The sequence below is a fragment of the Thainema salinarum CENA647 genome (genome assembly GCF_057732415.1).
In genome coordinates this window covers 868,542-887,136 of sequence record NZ_JBYJZJ010000015.1, presented here as the reverse complement: position 1 = coordinate 887,136, position 18,595 = coordinate 868,542, and the positions used below count along the sequence as shown (strand labels likewise).

18 protein-coding genes and 1 pseudogene are annotated in these 18,595 nt (G+C 50.1%); 7 read left to right on the top strand and 12 right to left on the bottom strand.

The window, feature by feature from the left end; all coding sequences use genetic code 11:
- The first annotated feature begins 161 nt into the window (after positions 1-161).
- Positions 162-1,133, top strand: a complete 972-nt coding sequence (locus tag AC286M_RS05735) for an NAD(P)-dependent alcohol dehydrogenase (protein WP_488203459.1) — start codon at positions 162-164, stop codon at positions 1,131-1,133.
- A gap of 67 nt (positions 1,134-1,200) precedes the next feature.
- Here AC286M_RS05735 and AC286M_RS05730 read toward each other — a convergent pair whose 3' ends face one another.
- On the bottom strand, positions 1,201-1,806 hold the full coding sequence (locus AC286M_RS05730) for a class I SAM-dependent methyltransferase (protein WP_488203458.1): 606 nt from the start codon (positions 1,804-1,806) through the stop codon (positions 1,201-1,203).
- Between the two features lie 645 nt (positions 1,807-2,451).
- On the opposite strand from AC286M_RS05730, the gene AC286M_RS05725 reads away from it, so the two are divergent.
- Positions 2,452-3,705 carry a metal-dependent hydrolase family protein gene (locus AC286M_RS05725; RefSeq protein WP_488203457.1) on the top strand — a complete coding sequence of 418 codons (1,254 nt, stop codon included), beginning with the start codon at positions 2,452-2,454 and terminating at the stop codon, positions 3,703-3,705.
- Between the two features lie 194 nt (positions 3,706-3,899).
- Here the strand turns inward: AC286M_RS05725 and ttcA are convergent, their stop codons facing one another.
- The 5 genes from ttcA to AC286M_RS05700 form a co-directional block, all read right to left on the bottom strand.
- Positions 3,900-4,715 carry a tRNA 2-thiocytidine(32) synthetase TtcA gene (ttcA, locus tag AC286M_RS05720; RefSeq protein WP_488203456.1) on the bottom strand — a complete coding sequence of 272 codons (816 nt, stop codon included), beginning with the start codon at positions 4,713-4,715 and terminating at the stop codon, positions 3,900-3,902.
- 134 nt (positions 4,716-4,849) lie between these two features.
- Positions 4,850-9,028: an alpha/beta hydrolase gene (locus AC286M_RS05715; protein ID WP_488203455.1), complete on the bottom strand. Its 4,179-nt coding sequence runs from the start codon at positions 9,026-9,028 to the stop codon at positions 4,850-4,852.
- Positions 9,029-9,036: 8 nt separating this feature from the next.
- The gene (locus tag AC286M_RS05710) at positions 9,037-9,738 is read right to left on the bottom strand and encodes a TVP38/TMEM64 family protein (protein WP_488203454.1); all 702 of its coding nucleotides are present in this window, start codon (positions 9,736-9,738) and stop codon (positions 9,037-9,039) included.
- Between the two features lie 14 nt (positions 9,739-9,752).
- Positions 9,753-10,166, bottom strand: a complete 414-nt coding sequence (locus tag AC286M_RS05705) for a GH3 domain-containing protein (protein WP_488203453.1) — start codon at positions 10,164-10,166, stop codon at positions 9,753-9,755.
- On the bottom strand, positions 10,157-10,507 hold the full coding sequence (locus tag AC286M_RS05700) for a GH3 family acyl-acid amido synthetase (RefSeq protein ID WP_488203452.1): 351 nt from the start codon (positions 10,505-10,507) through the stop codon (positions 10,157-10,159). Before AC286M_RS05700 ends, AC286M_RS05705 begins: the two co-directional genes overlap by 10 nt.
- 238 nt (positions 10,508-10,745) lie before the next feature.
- On the opposite strand from AC286M_RS05700, the gene AC286M_RS05695 reads away from it, so the two are divergent.
- Positions 10,746-11,592, top strand: a protein-coding gene (locus tag AC286M_RS05695; RefSeq protein ID WP_488203451.1) for an IS5 family transposase whose coding sequence is annotated in 2 segments (ribosomal slippage) — positions 10,746-11,120 and positions 11,122-11,592 — 846 coding nt in all. Because the reading frame shifts where the segments join, the coding sequence is not laid out codon by codon here.
- A 191-nt stretch (positions 11,593-11,783) separates the two neighbouring features.
- On the opposite strand, the gene AC286M_RS05690 is transcribed toward AC286M_RS05695, so the two are convergent.
- Both AC286M_RS05690 and AC286M_RS05685 read right to left on the bottom strand, forming a co-directional pair.
- Positions 11,784-12,500 carry a TetR/AcrR family transcriptional regulator gene (locus AC286M_RS05690; protein WP_488203450.1) on the bottom strand — a complete coding sequence of 239 codons (717 nt, stop codon included), beginning with the start codon at positions 12,498-12,500 and terminating at the stop codon, positions 11,784-11,786.
- Positions 12,501-12,756: 256 nt separating this feature from the next.
- Positions 12,757-12,897, bottom strand: coding sequence for a hypothetical protein (locus AC286M_RS05685; protein ID WP_488203449.1), 141 nt, complete (start codon positions 12,895-12,897; stop codon positions 12,757-12,759).
- Between the two features lie 287 nt (positions 12,898-13,184).
- Between AC286M_RS05685 and AC286M_RS05680 the strand changes: the two genes are divergently transcribed.
- A protein-coding gene (locus tag AC286M_RS05680; RefSeq protein WP_488202786.1) for an ISKra4 family transposase occupies positions 13,185-14,272 on the top strand; the annotation gives its coding sequence in 2 pieces (ribosomal slippage) (positions 13,185-13,356 and positions 13,356-14,272; 1,089 coding nt in all).
- Positions 14,273-14,464: 192 nt separating this feature from the next.
- On the opposite strand, the gene AC286M_RS05675 is transcribed toward AC286M_RS05680, so the two are convergent.
- Positions 14,465-15,301 carry a hypothetical protein gene (locus AC286M_RS05675; protein ID WP_488203448.1) on the bottom strand — a complete coding sequence of 279 codons (837 nt, stop codon included), beginning with the start codon at positions 15,299-15,301 and terminating at the stop codon, positions 14,465-14,467.
- A gap of 502 nt (positions 15,302-15,803) precedes the next feature.
- On the opposite strand from AC286M_RS05675, the gene AC286M_RS05670 reads away from it, so the two are divergent.
- Positions 15,804-16,235 carry a phage integrase N-terminal SAM-like domain-containing protein gene (locus AC286M_RS05670; RefSeq protein WP_488203447.1) on the top strand — a complete coding sequence of 144 codons (432 nt, stop codon included), beginning with the start codon at positions 15,804-15,806 and terminating at the stop codon, positions 16,233-16,235.
- A 24-nt stretch (positions 16,236-16,259) separates the two neighbouring features.
- Here AC286M_RS05670 and tnpA read toward each other — a convergent pair.
- Positions 16,260-16,697: pseudogene (gene tnpA, locus AC286M_RS05665) on the bottom strand (IS200/IS605 family transposase).
- A gap of 38 nt (positions 16,698-16,735) precedes the next feature.
- Here tnpA and AC286M_RS05660 point away from each other — a divergent pair.
- Together AC286M_RS05660 and AC286M_RS05655 are read left to right on the top strand one after the other, a co-directional pair.
- Complete coding sequence (locus AC286M_RS05660; protein ID WP_488203446.1) at positions 16,736-17,047, top strand: tyrosine-type recombinase/integrase; 312 nt, start codon at positions 16,736-16,738, stop codon at positions 17,045-17,047.
- A 45-nt stretch (positions 17,048-17,092) separates the two neighbouring features.
- Positions 17,093-17,401, top strand: a complete 309-nt coding sequence (locus AC286M_RS05655; protein ID WP_488203613.1) for a tyrosine-type recombinase/integrase — start codon at positions 17,093-17,095, stop codon at positions 17,399-17,401.
- On the opposite strand, the gene AC286M_RS05650 is transcribed toward AC286M_RS05655, so the two are convergent.
- Both AC286M_RS05650 and AC286M_RS05645 read right to left on the bottom strand, forming a co-directional pair.
- Positions 17,350-17,613, bottom strand: a complete 264-nt coding sequence (locus tag AC286M_RS05650) for a hypothetical protein (RefSeq protein ID WP_488203445.1) — start codon at positions 17,611-17,613, stop codon at positions 17,350-17,352. The two genes, AC286M_RS05655 and AC286M_RS05650, sit on opposite strands and share 52 nt — an antisense overlap.
- Entirely contained in the window at positions 17,582-18,301 is a 720-nt protein-coding gene (locus tag AC286M_RS05645) for a hypothetical protein (protein WP_488203444.1), read from the bottom strand. Before AC286M_RS05645 ends, AC286M_RS05650 begins: the two co-directional genes overlap by 32 nt.
- Positions 18,302-18,595: the final 294 nt, after the last annotated feature.

Genomic DNA, 18,595 nt, shown 5'->3' with positions numbered 1-18,595 from the left:
TAAGCGGTTGGCAGAAATGACGGGATTACCCTTGGTTGTGTTAGATCTGTGGAAGCGTTTTATCAGATAGTTGGAACTGCGATCGCAAAATAAACGTTAGAGAACAGCCCAATCGACGCAAATTCATTTATCCTCGTTCCAGATGAATTTGCAGGAACCCCATGAAGGCGATTGTCCAAACTGAGTACGGTTCAGCGGATGTACTGCGATTAGAAGAGGTGGATCAACCCGCTATACCAGATAACGGCGTACTCGTGCGAGTTCATGCAGCTTCCGTTGATGCTGGCGTCTGGCACTTGATGCGGGGCACTCCGTTCCTCATCCGGCTCATGTTTGGCGGACTACTGAAGCCCCAAATTAAAATTCTAGGTGCCGCAATGGCTGGCCAAGTGGAAGCCGTGGGCAAAGATATTTCGCAGTTTAAGCCCGGTGATGAAGTATTTGGCGATTTGTCTGAATGTGGGTTTGGCGCATTTGCCGAGTACATCTGTGCAACGGAATCAGCATTGGCGCTCAAGCCTGCTACTTCTACATATGAGGAAGCTGCCACCGTGCCAGTTTCTGGACTCGCTGCGCTGCAAGGTCTACGGGATGTGGGGCAGATTCAGGCTGGACAATCGGTTTTGATCCTCGGAGCTTCTGGCGGTGTCGGCTCGTTTGCTGTGCAGATCGCTAAGGACTTTGGTACTGAAGTCACTGCCGTCTGCAGCGGTCAAAAAGCAGACATAATGCAGGTGCTCGGAGCAGATCATGTGATTGACTACACTCAAACAGATGTCGCTCAATCAGGGCAACAGTACGATTTAATTCTCGATGCTGCCGCCTATCGTTCTGTGTTTGACTATTTACCTATCCTGGCTCCAGGAGGAACTTACGTGGGAATTGGTGGCTCCACGGCCCAGTTTTTTCAGGCGATGCTTTTGGGGCCTTGGATTTCCAGGTTTAACCGTTGCACTGTAAAGCCGCTAATTTCACAACCCAAGCAAGACGACCTGATGACTTTAAGCAATCTCCTAGCTACGGGTAAGATCGTCCCCTATATCGATCGCTGCTACCCGCTGAGTGGAGTTCCTGAAGCAATTCACTACCTTGAGCAACGACAGGTGAAGGGAAAAGTAGTCATCAATATTTGATGTGTCACTTGCGACAAACTTAAGCTTTGACCTATAGGACATAACCGCACCAAGCGAAGCAACAGGTCTAGACTTGAATCCGCTGCGCGATGATATACACGTGATTTTCAGGATACTGATCATACTCAAGATGACGACAGGTGCAGTGCTGCTCAGCCAGAATCTGCAGAAACTCATCGACACCTAAGGTGCTGTACTCAAAATTTTGTCCCTGAAAGGCTCCAGCAACTTCAGCACTGGTATGTCCGCCACCACAGGTAAATAGCAGCACCCCATTCGGTTCTAATGCATTGCACAGCTTTTTTGCCACCGGAGCTTGCCAGTGCAGCGGTAGGTGAAAGGTGCTATCCCAGGCAGTGATGAGGCTATAGGATTTGAGCGGCATCCAGTAGCAGATATCGGCTTGATAAAAAATGCAATCAGGGTGCAACTGCTGGGCTAGGTCAACCATTGCCGCCGAAATATCGAGTCCCTCGGCCTGAAACCCATTCTGGTTCAGAACGTTGAGAAATCGCCCGCTGCTGCCACAGCCAACATCGAGAGCAAAACCTTTCTGAATCGTAAACTGAATCGCTCGCTCTAGCTGAGCAAGACCATACCGAGAATCCCGATGCTGGGTTTGCCACCACTGGGCAATTTGGTCATAGTGAGTAGCGGTATCCTGTGGTTCCATGATGACTGATATTTTTCAGACTAACAAATATTTATTGCCTAATACTAAATCTAATCTAAACAGCCAAAACCCCAAATTGCAGGATAGTTATACTGAACGTCTCCACCTAAACACCCTAATTGGTATATTTAGGTTGACGTATTTCTACCTAAACACCCCGATTAAAGTGATTAGGCAGATGTATTTTCATCTAAACCGCCAAATTGGGTGTTTAGGTGGACTGTTTCTATCTAATAAATAGTTAAATCGGTGGCGGATTTAAAGGTCGTTTTTTAGGACAAATATATCAGTTATCTGTTAGTGTTTGGGAATCCTAAAAGAGTGATTTCCGCCACGACTTAACTTCATTGTTAGCCTACCGCTAGCTTGCAACATGTAACAGATACTTGTAGGGGTAGAAATCAACTGTTATTCTGTGCCTGAAGATTAAAGTTTCTTGTAGCTACTCCTACGAGTGAGTTTGGTCTGGAGTATTTATACTTTCTTTTGCCAATTAAGAAAATGCATCTAGGATTTCGCAACAAGATTATCTTAGGAACAATGCTACTAGTGCTGTTCGGATTCGTAGCACAAGTAGGTTTTGCGCAAAGTCAGGCACCCACTTATAACCAGAATCAAGACGCTAGTAGTGTCTTGTTTGAGAATGTGCAGATATTAAATGGTACCTCCGATCAACTGTCTACGCCTTCTAATGTTTTAGTCGTTGGCAACAAAATCCAGACAATTTCTACCGCATCAATTCCTGTACCACCGGATACTAGCACTGTTCAGATTAATGGTGAGGGGCGCGTGCTGATGCCTGGATTAATCGACAACCATGTTCACCTGTTCATGGCATACAGTGCGATCGAAGAGCTACTTTCCCCCAATACTCCCATTGAAGCGATTTATCAGAAAGCGCAAACTAACGCAACAGAAACGCTACTTCGTGGGTTTACTAGCGTTCGTGATATGGCAGGGCCTGTGTTCGAGTTGAAGAAAGCAATTGACAAGGGCGATGTCGTTGGACCCCGCATCTGGCCTTCGGGTGCGATGATTTCGCAAACCAGTGGACATGGAGACTTTCGCTCACTCAACGAGCTTCCTAGAACCCCTGCGACACCGCTCAGTCGTGGAGAACAGTATGGAGTCGGGGCGATTGCCGATGGCGTGGATGAAGTCCTCCGCAGAACGCGTGAGCAACTGATGCAAGGTGCTACCCAGATAAAGCTGGCAGCGGGTGGCGGTGTGTCATCAGATTACGACCCATTGGATGTTAGCCAATACACGGAAGCAGAGTTTAAAGCTGCTGTCGATGCTGCGGCCAACTGGAACACCTATGTCACGGTTCATGCCTACACCCCGATTGCGATTCAAACGGCAATTCGAGCTGGTGTGAAGTGCATCGAACATGGCCAACTGATGGACGAATCAACAGCACAATTGATGGCTGAAAAAGGAATTTGGCTTAGTTTGCAGCCCTTCCTTGATGACGAGGATGCAACTCCGTTTCCTGAAGGGGCAGCCAATCGGATCAAACAACTGCAAATGACCCAAGGTACCGACACCGCCTATACCCTGGCTAAGAAGTATAATCTCAAAACTGCTTGGGGTACCGACACATTGTTCGATGCTGAGGTAGCCGCTCGACAAGGGGCACAGCTTACGAAAATGGTTCGCTGGTACAGTCCTGCCGAAGTACTAAAGATGGCAACTAGCACAAATGCTGAATTGCTGGCGTTGTCTGGGCCTCGCAATCCCTATCCGGGCAAATTAGGCGTGATTGAAGAGGGTGCACTTGCCGACTTGTTACTGGTGAATGGTAATCCGTTAGAGAACATTCAGCTAATCGAGAACCCAACTCAGAACTTTGCCGTAATTATGAAAGACGGCAAGCTTTATAAGAATCTCCTCGGTTGATTGAAGATTCAAACCTCTGCAATATTGATACTGCTGCCGCTCTATTTCAATCAGCGCACCTGTAGTAGGCTAACACTTCGTTGGAGCGGCGAACGCAATACCTTGGTTATAGCGCAAGGTTGTCTATCGCCGCTCAACTCCACCGTTAATTTTTAGGAGCTGCGCTCAACACACCTTTTACTGCGATCGCACTTTCATTTCACTTCTTCCCCCAACCCCTTCAGCGACGCAAAATCATGTAGCGACGTGTCCGCTAAATGTGAGGGGACAACGTGTTGTAAGCTGCGGAAAAGCCGTGCTGTGCGACCGGGGTCTTCGCGTTCCCACTGTTGCAGCATTTGCTTAATTTGTACCCGCTGCAAATTTTCTTGGGAGCCGCAGAGATTGCAGGGAATAATCGGAAACTGCCGAGCATTGGCATAACGCTGAATGTCCCGCTCCGTGCAGTAAGCCAGCGGACGAATCACCACATGGCGCTGATCGTCCGTTAATAACTTGGGCGGCATTGCCTTCAGTTGACCACCGTGAAATAGATTCAGAAAGAACGTTTCCACAATATCGTCCCGGTGATGGCCCAGAGCAATTTTCGTGGCACCTTCCTCCTCCGCGACTCGATACAGCACCCCCCGCCGCAGCCGTGAACAGAGACTGCACATCGTTTTGCCTTCTGGAATCACCCGCTGCACCACGCTGTACGTGTCCTGTTCCACAATCCGATACGGAACTGCGATCGCATCTAAATAGTCCGGCAGCACATGCTCTGGAAACCCCGGCTGCTTTTGGTCAAGGTTGACAGCCAGCAGCTCAAAATTCACCGGAGCGCAACGCTGGAGGCTAAGCAGCAGATCCAGCATGGTGTAAGAGTCCTTGCCACCAGATAGGCACACCATCACCTTGTCGCCGTCTTCAATCAGGTTATAGTCTTCAATCGCCTTGCCAACTAACCCTCTGAGTTGAGCCTGCAAACGCTTGAAGTTGTTCGATGTGCGCTCTGGTGCCGCGTGTGTCATGGAAGAGAACGGAACGATTGTTACTCAGGCATTTTAGCGAACTTTGGGACGGGGGTGGAGGGCTGCACAGGCGTGAGGCGTGAGGAGTGAGGAGTGAGAAGTGAGGGGTATTCTATTTGGCTCTGTCTCAGCGCTCAGTCTGGAGTATTTCCTTCGCTCGTTTCAAGCTGTTGCAACAGTTGCGCAAGTCTTGCACCGTCGATGTGTAGCTGCGGGGCGGGGTAATTCTGGATGAATTCTAAGAGCGAAACTTGGCCATCGTCGGCAGCGGAAAAGACGAGCGCTGAGCGGATTGCCTCTACATTAGCCTGTCGGGATGGTGTGTGTAGAACTTGGCCGATGAAACCGAGGGACTGCTTACCCAGTGAGGAGTTTAGGAGGTGATCAACCGTTTGCAGGTCTACAGGCACGGTTCGAGTTAATGCCGTTTGCAGCACCTGGCTATCGACTTGAGCCAAGCTGAAATAGAGGCTCCAAGCGGCAGGAACACGACCTGTTTCGGCAAACTGAGTGAGGTCAGCAACGGCAAACGATGGGCGGAAGGGGCCATAAGAGAAAATAACCTGATCTGCGATCGCAGATCGCTGCATGAAATCCGTTTCTTCGGTTAGTGAGCTGATCGACGAATCCTGTTTGGGTTGCATCTGTCCCATCGGGTAAGGCTCGTCTAAATCATCGGAACTCATCCAGCCGTTGCTCCAAGCTGGACTACTGGTCGAATTCGATAAGGCTGCCAAAATTGGCACTGTGTTCGGTACTGTATAAGGAATTCGGCCTGGTGTTTGCTCTGCATCTGGCAGATGTAAGCGATGATTGCCGATGGTAATGTATTCATCTTGATAGTGAACATCCAGATTGAAATCCTGAATGTCTAAATTGCGAATGCGGGAGTTGCTAACGCCCAAATTTGCGGTCAGCTGGGGTCGATTGGCGGTGCCGCTGAGGGTTGCGATCGCAGTTAGCTCACCCGCCACATCGAACGGTATATCTAGAATCTGGCCAATGGCAGCGAGGGATAGCTGATCCGCCTGGAGCTGTCCCGACCAGCCGTGCTGATCCAGTGCCAGCGTCAACTGAGTATCAAAAATCTGTGGTTCGCCGTTTACGGGGTCATGCACGACACCACCAAGCGCTAGGTGTGGTAGGTGCCAGGAACCGTTGTGCCACTGCCCTTCCGTGAGCTGCACCAACTGAATCCCAATTTCATTCCAGTACCAGTCTGTACCGTCAAGACTAATATTCAGCATCGGCGTGCCAGTGACGGCGTTAAGCTGAACTGAGCCAGTAAACTCACCTCTTAGCGCACCATCAGTCACCATCAATCCGTTCCAATCCTCCAGACGAGAAGTAATCGGGAGAGACTCTAAAAGGGTCACATTAGAGGTGGCATCAGCTAAAGTTGAGCTGATAGATGTCAGTGGTACATCGTGAGGTAACACCCGTTGTGCAAGCCACAGCACATCCTGCAAATCCCCCTGCTGCACCGTCAGCTCACCCGTTGCTTGAGCAAGTTGACTGAGTGGGACTTCACCCCGCAGTGTTAAGCGGCTGTTGCCCAATCGTAAGTCGCTATCCGTAAGAGAGACCCGACCGTCAGCGTACTGAAACTGAGCCATGAACTGGTCGTCAACCGATCGGGCGTAGTTCTGACCATTCGCCACAAAACTGGGGCGATCAATCTGAATATTTGCTGCGATCGCAGGTGTTGGATCGCCCAATTCAGCATTGAACTGACCGGATAAAAGGCCGCCAACGGACTGGATCGAGCTATCGGCAAGTAGCGCTGGCGGTAGCGGTAGCTGTTCAATGGGTAAATCTTGGATGGTAGCCGTTAGCTGAGTGTCGCTAAACTCACCGTGAGCCATGGCTCCGTTCCAGGCAACTCGAAAGGTCTGCGGCTGAAATGTGGAGTCCAGAGAAAGTGCGATCGCATCTCGCTGTCCAGCTAAATCCAAACTTGAGCCTTGGGGCGAAAACTGAACAGTGCCCAGAAGACTCGGTTCAAAGGCGATTTGATTAACTGCTAGGTTTTGAACCTGGAGCTGTGCCTGGAGCCGGGGATCGTTTAGATCACCTATGAATCGTCCAGCCAAGCTAGTTCGACCTTTAAGCTGCAAGGCTTCTGGCAGCTCCAGCGGCAAGGTGGCTAAATCATAATCTTGCACCTGCAACGCTAGATCGAACCCAGTAATATTGGGCGATCCGATTTCGCTCCAGCCAGTTGTCAGCCAGCCCTGGGCAGCCATACCGGGAGCCGTTGCCTGGTGTAAATCCAGACGGTTATCCTGCCATTCAAACGCGGCGGCAATCGGTTGATTGAACTGATTTATTCCTGACGGTAAGGCCACTTGCCCCGCGATTTGCATCTGCTGCGGGTCAAAATTAGATAACGAACCCGCCAGCATCACCTCGCCGCTCAGTGACCCCGTTAACTGGGGCATAAACTGCTGTAGCAATAGGTTTTGACTCCGGATCAGAGATCGCCAATTGCCCTGTGCGATCGCAAGATCGGCATTCAGCTGACTGTCGGCAATCTGCACGACCGCTTGACCTTCACCCGCTACAGTCGTTAAATCCGCTGTAGTCAAGTCACCTGCTAATACCAGATCACCCTCTAGAACGCCTGGTAAATCTGTCAACCAGCGCGATAGCGAAATGTTAGTAGCTGACACTGCCGCTTGCCATTTGCTACCCACAAGTACGCCCGCAGCTTGAACTTGCCCATCGCCAATGTGGACAACGGCATTGGGCATCGTCATGCCCTGATCGGTGACGGCAAATTGCCCTTCGGCATCGTAGCCAGTGAGTTGAGTTGACCAATCCACAGTAACTTTAGGCATTTGCTGAGCAATCGAAACTTGAGCCGTAGCCTGCACCCGATCGAGCGTTTCGGCAGGTAAGCTGACATTGTAGAGAGTTGCGATCGCAGATCCGGCTACATCCTGAGCCTGCACCGTCAGCTCCACCTGGTCGTTATCGCCATCGTCAAGCTGAATATCGGCATGGGCAACCAGTTGGCCCCCAACCGCTGGGATAAAAGTCGTCTCGCGCAGCTTAAGCTGGTCAGACCCCGTATCAAAGCTGAACTCTGTTTGGGCATGGGCAAAGGCAACTCGGTCAATCTGAATCGGCTCAGCATCGGCAACCGTACCCCAAAACACGGCTGCTGCCAATGGCCCAGTGACTCGCAAATTATCGGTTTTCAGCGCACCTGTGGCAGCAACAGGCAGTTCAAAGCTGAACGTCTGCATAAAGTCCGGTACGCTGACCGATTTCACCTGGGCATAAAGATCCAGGCCCTCTTGCAGGTGAATCTGGCCGTGAACCAGAAACGGAATCTTGCCGTAGCGGGTTTCTCCGTCCGTGAGCTGAATCGTATCGTTGTCAATCGTCAACCTGCCGCTGGTTCCTGTAAAGGGATTCGGTTCACCCTCAACCCAGGCCGCGACATTCTCTAACGTTGCTGTACCCTTGACCAGAGGAGCCTGATCGGGATTAAGCTGCACGGTTAGCTGCGTTGTAATCTGCCCATCGGTAAAGCGAATTCCAGGGGGTAGTGTCAAATCAAACGGAATCGTTGATAATCCCGTTGTACTCAGCTCCAGCTCGCCCGTGCCAGCGCTCAAATTCGCGTTCCCGTTGAGTTTAAACCGTCCACCAAGGGTTGATTCTGCCTGTGCCTTGACGGCGATCTGCTCCATGTCTTGATCAAGCTTCAAGTCAACAGTTACTGCCGAAAAGTCCACCTGAGACGGTAGCTCAACCACTGCTCGACGATGCAGAACTCCGGTGCCGTTCATCCACACCGGATCAGGAACCAGTGCGATCGCACCGTCCTCAATCCGAATTCGCCGCACGGTAATCCGCTCATCTTCTTGCAGAACCAGCTCCGTATCGAGCCAGTCACCTGCCGCATTCTGATCTAGCCAAAGCTGAGGTCGCACCAGCGTTACATCAAGCTCGACTCGCCCCGTTCGCAAACTGGTCAGCAGATCAAATCGAATATCAACTGCTTCCATTTCCACCCAATCGGCATCTGTTGCTGTGGCCGGAATCGCCGATGTACCCAGCCGTATACCAGATAACGAGACATACTCAACCTCACCGAGCTGCACCGGGCGATTGAAGCTCTGGCTCAAATCGGCAGCAATTTGGGGAATAAGCTGCGATCGCACATAACTCTGCCCCTGATGGTACCCTACACTGCCGAGTAGCCCGATGCTACTGACGATAATACCGGATGGCAACATTAACCGACGCAGCATCGGGCGCGTGAAGGGAAATCGCCCGCGCTGGTGTCTAATACCGCTCATGTTAAATCCTAATGAAATGAAATCACATCTTTGAGACCAAACCAGTTGTAGCGTTTGACACCCCAGCCTAAAATACCTAGCACTAATACGGCTAGGCCGATCACTGCGATCGCAAATGGCACGCTCAAAGTCAAAACCGAACCCAAGTGAGTCAGCAGCAGCGTGCAGGGAATAATCCCCAGCAGACAGGTACTGGCAAAAATCGGCAGCGACAGTCCCGAAATCCCAGCGCCGTAGCTAAACAGCTCATAGGGCATGACCGGAATCATATGGGCCATCATAATTACCCAGCCGACGTAGAACTCGCCACGATGCGTCGAGAAATGCACCACCTTACCCGTCAACGCCTTAACTGTCGAACGCCCCAGCGTGCGGCCAATAAAGTAAGCAATCAGGCTGCCAATAAAAATGCCGATGATGCCATACAGCCCCGCCAGGATTGGCCCCCAAACCGCACCTGCCGCAATCGTAAACGGCGTACTGGGAATTGGCCCAATCACAATCGCAGTTGCGAGAAAGAGAATAAAGAACACCACGCCCTGCCAGCCAAGCTGACTGATGCGCTCCATCCACTGATCCGGAGAAGCGCTCCATAGATCTGCCTGGTAGGTCAGCCAACCGCCCGCCAGCAGACAGCCTGATAGGATTGCCAGGGCGATCAGATTAGTGGGATTGAGCAGGCGCGATCGCCGTTTACGAATTCGAGCCATAAGTACCTCAGCAGTTAGCAATTAGAGGACAGCGCTAAGTCAATAACAACGGGCTTCACTTCCTGCTCAACGGTCAAACCCGCCAGCAGATGCCGATCTTCGCTGACCAGCGGAAATTTCACCCGGAATTCTGCGGCTCCCCGCGCAATTAACTGCTGACGAACTTGGTCAAAGCTGCCGGGCGCTAGGATACGTAAACCGGGAGCCGGAACTTGGCGATCGCTCTGCTTACGGGCATAGTTATAATGCAGCTCGGTTAAGGCTAGATCGAATTTTCGGATGAAGTCAGCCGCTAGCGGCAGTTGATGACCAGGGGCTAATTCAATGTTGACCCAGTAATGCGCCGGAATGTTTCCCTCCGACAGGGTAACGCAAAAGTTTGTTAATGAAACACCAAACCACTGCTGGAGGCGCTGCATCACCTGCATGACATGAAACTCATCAGCTTTCGCTTCCCGGTGGAACCGCTGATCGTGTTGAAGTAAATTACGGGTTCTGCGGTCAGCACATTGGTTTCACCCTGAGCCATCCGCTCAATGTAGGGGTCAAAAAAGCTGTAGGGCCGCACAGGAATGCGATCGCGAAATTGATCAATCGTCCGAATATCGGCCAGTCCCAGTTCCTGACCCAAAACGTTCTGCTCATGGGCTTTGAGGATGGATTGGAGGAACTGGGTTTGAGTGGCTTCCACATTACGAAGCTGCCGCATAAATCGCGCTTTCTGATAGGTGGCGACCATCGTAACGGCAGACAAAAAGAGGTGAGTCATGAGTATTTCTCCCAATAAAGAACGAACGGACGTTCTTTAATAGCTACACGTTAGAACGTCAACTGGGGGAAGGTTTGCGCAGGTCATGCTACTCACCAACCCCGATTTAATAAGGAAGTCCGGCTAAAAAACAATTATTTATTTTTTGTGAAAGGCTGGCTAAGAACCTATCCGAAAACCGATGTTGTTCGAGAGATGAGTGCTTAAGGTGAAGGTGTCGCCATAGGAGCAGTCCCAGATGTCTACCGTGACGCCTCCTCGTTCAACCGTCGAAATTGACCCTCGTTATCGGGTGCCCGATGAGCTGTGGGAGCGCCTGCATCCTCTGATTCCAGAGGAGCCACCCAAGCCTAAGGGAGGCCGCCCTCGCATGGATGATCGCCAAGCCTTAGATGCGATCTTTTACATCCTTTGCACCGGCTGTCAGTGGAATGCGTTGCCTCGGTGTTTAGGGGCCTCCAGTACGGTGCATGACCGCTTTCAAGAGTGGCAAACCAACGGCACGTTTGCTCGCTTTTGGCAGGCGGGATTGATGGAGTATGCCCGCACTCAAGGAGTGGACTGGCATTGGCAATCGATGGATGGTGCGATGGTCAAAGCACCACTGGGGGGAAAAAAAGACAGGCCCCAACCCGACTGACCGTGGCAAGTTGGGCACCAAGCGCTCGGTTTTAACCGATGGCAACGGCATCCCACTGGCCTTTGTGCTCGCACCCGCTAATCGGCATGACATGAAACTTGTTGAGGTAACTTTAGAGGCTCAACCGCTGGTGCCACCGGATGTGGAGGACGAGGAATCAAGACATCTCTGTCTGGATCGCGGCTACGACTATCACCCGGTGCGCCAGATTCTCAAGCAGTGGGGCTATCAAGGGCATATTCCGCCTCAAAACGAGGGTGACCTAGTGATTCACGACATTCCCAACTATCGGGCCAGACGGTGGGTGGTCGAACGGACTCATTCGTGGATGAATCGGTTTCGCCGTCTGTTGATCCGCTGGGAGAAGAAGCCCGAAAACTATCTGGCGTTCTTACAACTTGCCAGTGCGGTCATCACATTTCGCTCATCTGAGGTTTTCGGATAGGCTCTAAGGCAGCCTTTCACAAAAAATAAAATGGGGTTCTGATACACGGACTTGATACAAGTACCAGCTCAAATCCAGCTTTAATCCAATATTATTTATACCGTCTTTTTGCTCTGGTCAAGAAATACATCAAACGGCGCAAACTCGTTCGAGAGTACTCGTGCTAACGGAAACAAAAAACGGCAACCTCTTTACGTCTCAGACGATGCCTCGGATAGCTCGATGGGATGTAGGTTTTCGGACTCCAACACAATCGCAAGACAAACGGTGAGCACCTGCTCTACTGTCTCTTCCAGCGGAATTGCACCAAAGGCTTCCTGGTCAATCACCGACCGACTGACGACACCCGCGACTAAGCTTACCAACGCTTGATCTGCGATCGCACGTACGGGATAGTGCTGGCGCAGTTCAGCCATCAGCTTAAACATATGGACATAGATGTCGGACTTGGGATCGCGCATGTAGTCAAATCGCCCATTGAGCAAGCGTTCCTGCTGATTGCGAATAAAGCGAAACGTGTGCTCTTTGGGATGGGTCAAGGCCCAGCGAATCGCAGCCCGCAGACTGGCCGTTAGCCGATCCAGGGGATCAGCTCCGGCAGTTGCACCCGATTGCAGCAGTATGAGATTCATCTGCTCAAAAATCTGGGTCTGCAAAGCTTCTGCGATCGCTTCTTTACTGGCAAAGTGAGCATACAGGCTTGACTTGGAGCGGAATCCAACGGCTTTCCGAATGTCATCAATCGAAGTGCCGTCGTAACCCCGCTCAGTAAACAAATCAAGCGCTGCCGCCAGAATGGCGGCTCGACTGCGATCGCGTTTTTTAGATGACGCTGAGGAGATATCGGACACGGGAACACTCAACTGCTTGAGTTGCACATTGCGAACGATCGTTCGTTCACTAAACAAATCCTATACTCAGCGCAAAATCAGGTAAAGCGGTAAAACCCTACCTAAAGATTCGGTTAACCGAAAAGGTACATTGCGTGAGTAGGCAAAAATTGCGGTGCTGTAAGCCGATAGATAAGATAAATGCAGTGTATGGATAAGGTAAAAGTGCGATCGCTAGATAAGGTAAAAGTGTGATCGGGCTAACGTTCGAGCTAATCCGCGCAGCAGCGATTGAACAAGGGGTTAGACCTCGCCGAGACGGCGGACGGGTAGCTCACGCTTGACCCCGCAGAATAGCAAGACGATTGGCAGGTGCATCGGGCGCGAAGAAGTCTGGGATGGTTCGTTCTGTACGGCGCGGACGACTCAAGAAGATGACCGGCCACTCTGTAACGAGTTCTTCACGAACATGCACATACTGCCCGTCTTCGGGCTCATCGATGAACTCACGCTGCAGGACTAAAGCAAGCGGCTCCTTGGTTCCCGGATTGGCTCGTGCAAAGTCCTCTGCCTCTTCGTAAGACGGAAAGGCAGAGTAGTAGTCACTGCCGTCTGCTTCGTCAGGTGCGCCACGCTCCGGATGGCACCAAACTCGATACTCAAGAACTTCGTCCCAGACATACCCGCCGCCAGCTGGGAGCAGGTCACTTTCTTGAGAGAAAAATTAGAGTAAGACTGTAGCGATATTTTGAGGGTGCTCTAATGACGCCAGCGGAACACCAAGAACTCTTACAGTGCAGTCAACGCATCGCGGAACTACTGTACCAGGAAGCCTGTGAGCAAAACCAGCCGATGGCAAATTTGGGAGCCATCGAATCAACGGTGCGCGCTCAAGTGCAAGAACACGTCACGCCAGTCATTGGGGAGTTTTTTGCCAAACCGTTACCGGCACCGACGAAGGATATCCCCGCCAACTAGAGAGCATTCTGGGCCGGTTATCCCTCAGTAGTGAACAGGCCAAACAACTCGGTGTCCGTCCCCGACAACAGGTCAGCCCTTATTTAGAGCTGTGCTGTCTGCGCCAAAGCGCAATTGTTTCTTATGCCCAAGCGGCGATTGAAGTAGAGGTGCAAACGGGACGACGGGTGAGTGCGAAAACGCAGCAGCGGTTGGAGGCGCGCCATGACTTCGAGCTGCCCACGAGTGAGGTCCCGGTTGAGCAAATGAGCCTGGATGGCGGCATGATTCGCTTGCGCACGCCGCTGGGGGAAGCGGCTGAGTGGCGCGAATATAAAGCCTTGAATTTGGGTGAGCAGCATCAGGGCATGGCCTGGTTCAAAGACAACGAACACCTGATTGAGTGGGCAAATGACCTCCCCTTAGCCCCGATAGTGGACTGCCTGGGCGATGGTCATGATGGGGTTTGGGGCATCTATGCCCAGATTGGCAACGACCACCAACGTCACGAAATCCTCGATTGGTTTCACCTGATGGAAAATTTGCATCAAGTCCAAGCCACTCCAGAAGCACTCGAAACCGCTCGCAGCTTTCTTTGGCAGGGACAAGTAGACGCTGCTATGAATGTGTTTGAGGTGAGCGAGTCGGAAGCAGCACGTCGCTTCTGTGGCTATCTAGAGCGGCATCGTGACCGCATCCCCAATTATCGTTACTACCAAGAAGAAGGGTGGCCGATTGGCTCGGGGGATGTTGAGTCCTGGGTGAAGCAAATTAACCAACGCACGAAGATCCCTGGCGCTGCCTGGAACGCTGAGCGGGTGCCGCAGGTTTTAGCGCATCGTTGTGCTTACCTCAACGGCAGGCTCTCACCTCAGAGATGTTTTTCTCTGTAGAAGGTGACCTACTCCCCGCCAGCTTTGGCAACGGCGTCGTATGTTCCGACCAATTGCGGATCAAAGACAGATGGATAAGGCATGCGGCAAATATGAGGTCTAACGACAAAGATAAGCGGCGGCAACTAGCCTCGGTATCACCACCAAGATCTTTTGTTCGTCCGCTTCATCGGCTTGTTAGCCTGTTCTACTCTACAAATATTCTCTAAGTAAATCTCGCGGGGCGCTCAAATTCCTATCCCCGCCGCAAGCGGACGGGGCATTACGGAATTTGCCCTTCGGGACGCACTCCCGCGCTACCACTAACGTGGCAAGCCACGGGGAATTAGACCCACAGAGATTAAAAAATCTTGTTTTCCAGTAGTTCCAGGTTTCTCTTAGCTTTATTCCAGTACCTAATCCTAGTTCACCTTCATATGCGAGAATAAACGGAATGATCGGGACAGAGACTTTTAATGCATGTTTTGCATCTATTGTTGGCTGGTTTAATATCTCAGCTATTTCTTTGTTTCCATTAGGCAGTTCGATATTTATTCCTCTAAGATTTTCAAGAAGCTGCCGTACTTGATCAACTGTCAAAACAATTTCCTCATCACTGATTTGATTTGATTCAATCATCTCCAGGACGGACTTCACTTCATCTAACTGAGTCTGACTAAGCTGCCTGGCTAAAGGATCTATCAAAGAAATTTCTTCAGAAGGAAAGTATTTCAATAGGAATTCATGCAAAGCAATTTGACTGCCAGCAAGCCAATTTAGCTTCTCGTCAATCTTCTGTAGGTCACTTGAAATAATCGAAATTTTTTCTTCTGACTGGGTATTTTCTAGCTGCTCCTCAAGGGCTGTTAGCTCACTTTCATAACTATCTCTTTGTTGCCTTAGATTCTCAATGCGGCGTTGATATTTACTTCTTGTCCCTGGCTCAACTTCATCAATTAGCTCTGTTTCATAATCGTTTAGTAATTTCAAAACTCGAGCAACGTTATCTTCTAGTTGCTGTAAACGCAATTGAGCTGTAGAGGAAAGCATAAAAACATGTGATTAAGGTTGCAACTGAAATATCTAGATCAAGTGTACCTCATCCGTTGGGTTTGTTGCTACCTGCCAGTTTGAGCTACGGAGGATAGGCAGTCTAACAATGAAGTTGAGCCGCGAACGCCGCTTAGTCAGCGTCGTCGGGCTAACGGCGTTCGTCGGCTCCAACGAGTAGTTAAGTCGTGGCGGAGATCGCTCTTTTAGGATTCCCAAGCACTAACAGACAACTGCTATATTTGCCTTATAAAATAACCTTTGAATCCGCCATCGATTTAACTATTTATTAGAGTGAAACTTTCTGCCTAATCACCCGAATAGGGGTATTAGGCAGAAATACGTCAGCCTAACACGCCTATTTGGGTGATTAGGTAGAAACCCGTCAGCCTAACACCCTGATTTGGGTGATTAGGCAGAAAAAATCAGTATAACCACCCCTACGACTTCAGGCTCACGCTGCTTAGAGTTTATTTATCATCCCTCAACATATATTCACTCTATGCAGCCACCTCAGCCTCGTCCCAAGAAACTACTTGACCAAGTACGTGACACCATTCGCCTCAAACACTACTCCTACCGCACTGAAGAAACTTACGTTCAATGGATTCGTCGCTATATCCTTTTCCACAATAAACGGCATCCGATTGAGATGGGTGTTCCAGAAATTGAGGAATTCTTGACCCACTTGGCTGTACAGGAACAAGTATCAGCCTCTACGCAAAACCAAGCATTCAGCGCACTACTTTTCCTGTACAAGGAAGTTTTGTGTCAGCCCTTAGATGAACGAATTGAAGCGATTCGAGCAAAGCGTTCTCGAAAGCTGCCTACCGTACTATCTCCTGATGAGGTTCGAGCCGTAATACATCATATGTCAGGTGTTCATCGGTTAGTCAGTAAATATCCTCCGGCAAAGCCGGAGGCTTTAGACTAGGAGCCGCTCAAAGCGGCAATATTCTTACCACTCATCTGACAATTTCAACTGTTCTATTCGCTGATCCTCCTGCTCTTGCTCTTGAATATACCTCCTGACCATTGCTTCATCTCGGCCTACGGTTGAGACATAGTACCCTCTAGCCCAGAAGTGCCCTCCCACAAAGTTTCTCCTCTGACCCAGGTAGCTCCTGGCAATATAAATCGCACTCTTGCCTTTGATGTATCCCACCACTTGCGAAACAGAGTACTTCGGCGGAATCGAGATCAGCATATGCACATGATCCGGCAACAAATGCCCTTCCTCGATTCGGCAATCTCTCTGCTGTGCCAGTTGATGGAAAACCTCTCCCAGATGCTTCCTCAACTAACTGTACAGAGCTTTGCGGCGATACTTGGGGATGAAAATAATGTGGTATTTGCACTCCCATTTGGTATGACTTAAGCTACCAATGTTTTTCATTTGAGTCTCCTTCTCGTGGCCTCTCAATTGGGCTCACGATGAAGAGACTCTTTCTTAGACTCCCGGAACTGTCAAACTCTGCGAGTCCTCCGGCGGAGCCGGAGGTTTACCAGGGATTAATTACCCAATTGCTTTATGGCAGCGGATTACGGTTACGCGAGGCAATGCAGTTACGGATCAAAGACTTGGATTTTGCTCAGCATCAAATTGTTGTACGAGATTCCAAAGGGCAAGAAAGCAGAGTGACAATGCTGCCCGCAAGCATCATTGAACCCTTAAAAGAGCATTTACAAGTCGTTAAACGCATGCACCAACAGGATTTAGAACAAGGCTATGGAGCTGTAATTTGACCGTTCGCTTTAGCAAGAAAGTATCCAAATGCCAACCGTCAATGGATTTGGCAGTACGTTTTTCCGGCTTCAAAGCGATGCCGTGATCCGCGTAGCGGCTCAGTTGTTCGCTATCATCTCCACGAAAGCGGACTACAGAAATCGATTAAGCACGCAGTCAGAAGCGCAGGTATCCAGAAACGTGTTAGTTGTCACACCTTTCGCCACAGCTTTGCAACTCATTTATTGCAAAATGGCTACGATATCCGCACCGTACAAGAACTGCTGGGTCACAAAGATGTCAAAACGACCATGATTTATACTCACGTGCTCAATCGAGGAGGACGAGGAGTGCGTAGTCCACTTGATAACTGATAGCAGTAAGATGCAAAGCGCGATCGCACTTCCAGCCCAGAAGTGTATGCATAAAACTGCGATCGCACTCCCAGCCCAAAAGTGTATGTATAAAACTGCGATCGCACTTCCAGCCCAAAAGTGTATGTATAAAACTGCGATCGCACTTTTCCTAAAGACTTTTCAGCGTTGAAGGCATCATCACTCAAAGAAGTCCAGATCGCCACTGTCACCGATTGGCACTATATAGTCAAAGTTTTCAATACCGACATTTGTCTCTAAAGTCTTGATAATTTTGTCGGCATTATCATAAGGCCCGCTGAAGTAAAACGGTTTCCCATCTTTACCAAACTCTATGGGAATCAACGGCTCAGGTCTTGGCCCCAAATGCATTTGAGCCTTTTTATCAAAATCGCGAGCGGGTTCAAGCCCTAAGCTGCGAGCATAGTCAACCGCACCATAAACAATCGATTGGGCTTGTTCAAGAGAAATGTCGATAAATGGTTCCTCAAACCGTTCTGTGCAGAGCCGTTTGAACCGTTCGTATCCACTCTTACCCGTTTTTTGGGCAGGGATGACATCTTTCACCCCCAAACACCAATAGTCAACTAGGTATACAGCCGAGATAATTCGGTTGCTTTCTTGCCGAGCTAAAATCAACTGGCAAAAACCACCGACTCCTTCTTCCTCATCCAGATCTACACCTTCCAAAAGCCGCTGAGCTGCACTTTGGTTAACCAAGCATTCGTAAACTGGCTCCAAGGTTCCATCCTGAGCTTTTTGGAGATACACGTCCTCCGCATGTTGCTGAATGAAGGTTTTCACCTCTGCGGGCCTCAGCCCCAGTTTGCGAGCAATTTGCTTAGGGGTTGCTTTGGCATCTCGTAGACGCAGAATTTCTGTGGCTTGTTCTGGAGTCATCGTCATCAACGCATGCTATGGGCTACTCTCTGGTGTTTAGCCTAAAGCGAGAGTTTGCTCAAGTTGGCCGATCTGACAAAAATCTTTATCTAATATGAAGTCCGCGTATAAGAACCCAACTTATTTTTTGTGAAAGGCTTGCTCCGCAAGCCTTTCACAAAAAATAAATTCTGGGTTTTCAACCGGACTTCATATAAGGAACGTGGATTTAATCAGGTGAAATTTTTGGGCAGGGACACAGCGTTGCCGTGTCCCTACGGATGAAACGGTTTACAGGCTATTTAATCCACAATT

Coding starts and splice junctions, on each gene's coding strand:
- AC286M_RS05735 (WP_488203459.1), top strand. CDS start 162: ATGAAGGCGATTGTCCAAACTGAGTACGGTTCAGCGGATGTACTGCGA.
- AC286M_RS05730 (WP_488203458.1), bottom strand. CDS start 1,806: ATGGAACCACAGGATACCGCTACTCACTATGACCAAATTGCCCAGTGG.
- ttcA (WP_488203456.1), bottom strand. CDS start 4,715: ATGACACACGCGGCACCAGAGCGCACATCGAACAACTTCAAGCGTTTG.
- AC286M_RS05715 (WP_488203455.1), bottom strand. CDS start 9,028: ATGAGCGGTATTAGACACCAGCGCGGGCGATTTCCCTTCACGCGCCCG.
- AC286M_RS05710 (WP_488203454.1), bottom strand. CDS start 9,738: ATGGCTCGAATTCGTAAACGGCGATCGCGCCTGCTCAATCCCACTAAT.
- AC286M_RS05705 (WP_488203453.1), bottom strand. CDS start 10,166: ATGCAGGTGATGCAGCGCCTCCAGCAGTGGTTTGGTGTTTCATTAACA.
- AC286M_RS05700 (WP_488203452.1), bottom strand. CDS start 10,507: ATGACTCACCTCTTTTTGTCTGCCGTTACGATGGTCGCCACCTATCAG.
- AC286M_RS05675 (WP_488203448.1), bottom strand. CDS start 15,301: ATGCTTTCCTCTACAGCTCAATTGCGTTTACAGCAACTAGAAGATAAC.
- AC286M_RS05670 (WP_488203447.1), top strand. CDS start 15,804: ATGCAGCCACCTCAGCCTCGTCCCAAGAAACTACTTGACCAAGTACGT.
- AC286M_RS05660 (WP_488203446.1), top strand. CDS start 16,736: ATGAAGAGACTCTTTCTTAGACTCCCGGAACTGTCAAACTCTGCGAGT.
- AC286M_RS05645 (WP_488203444.1), bottom strand. CDS start 18,301: ATGACTCCAGAACAAGCCACAGAAATTCTGCGTCTACGAGATGCCAAA.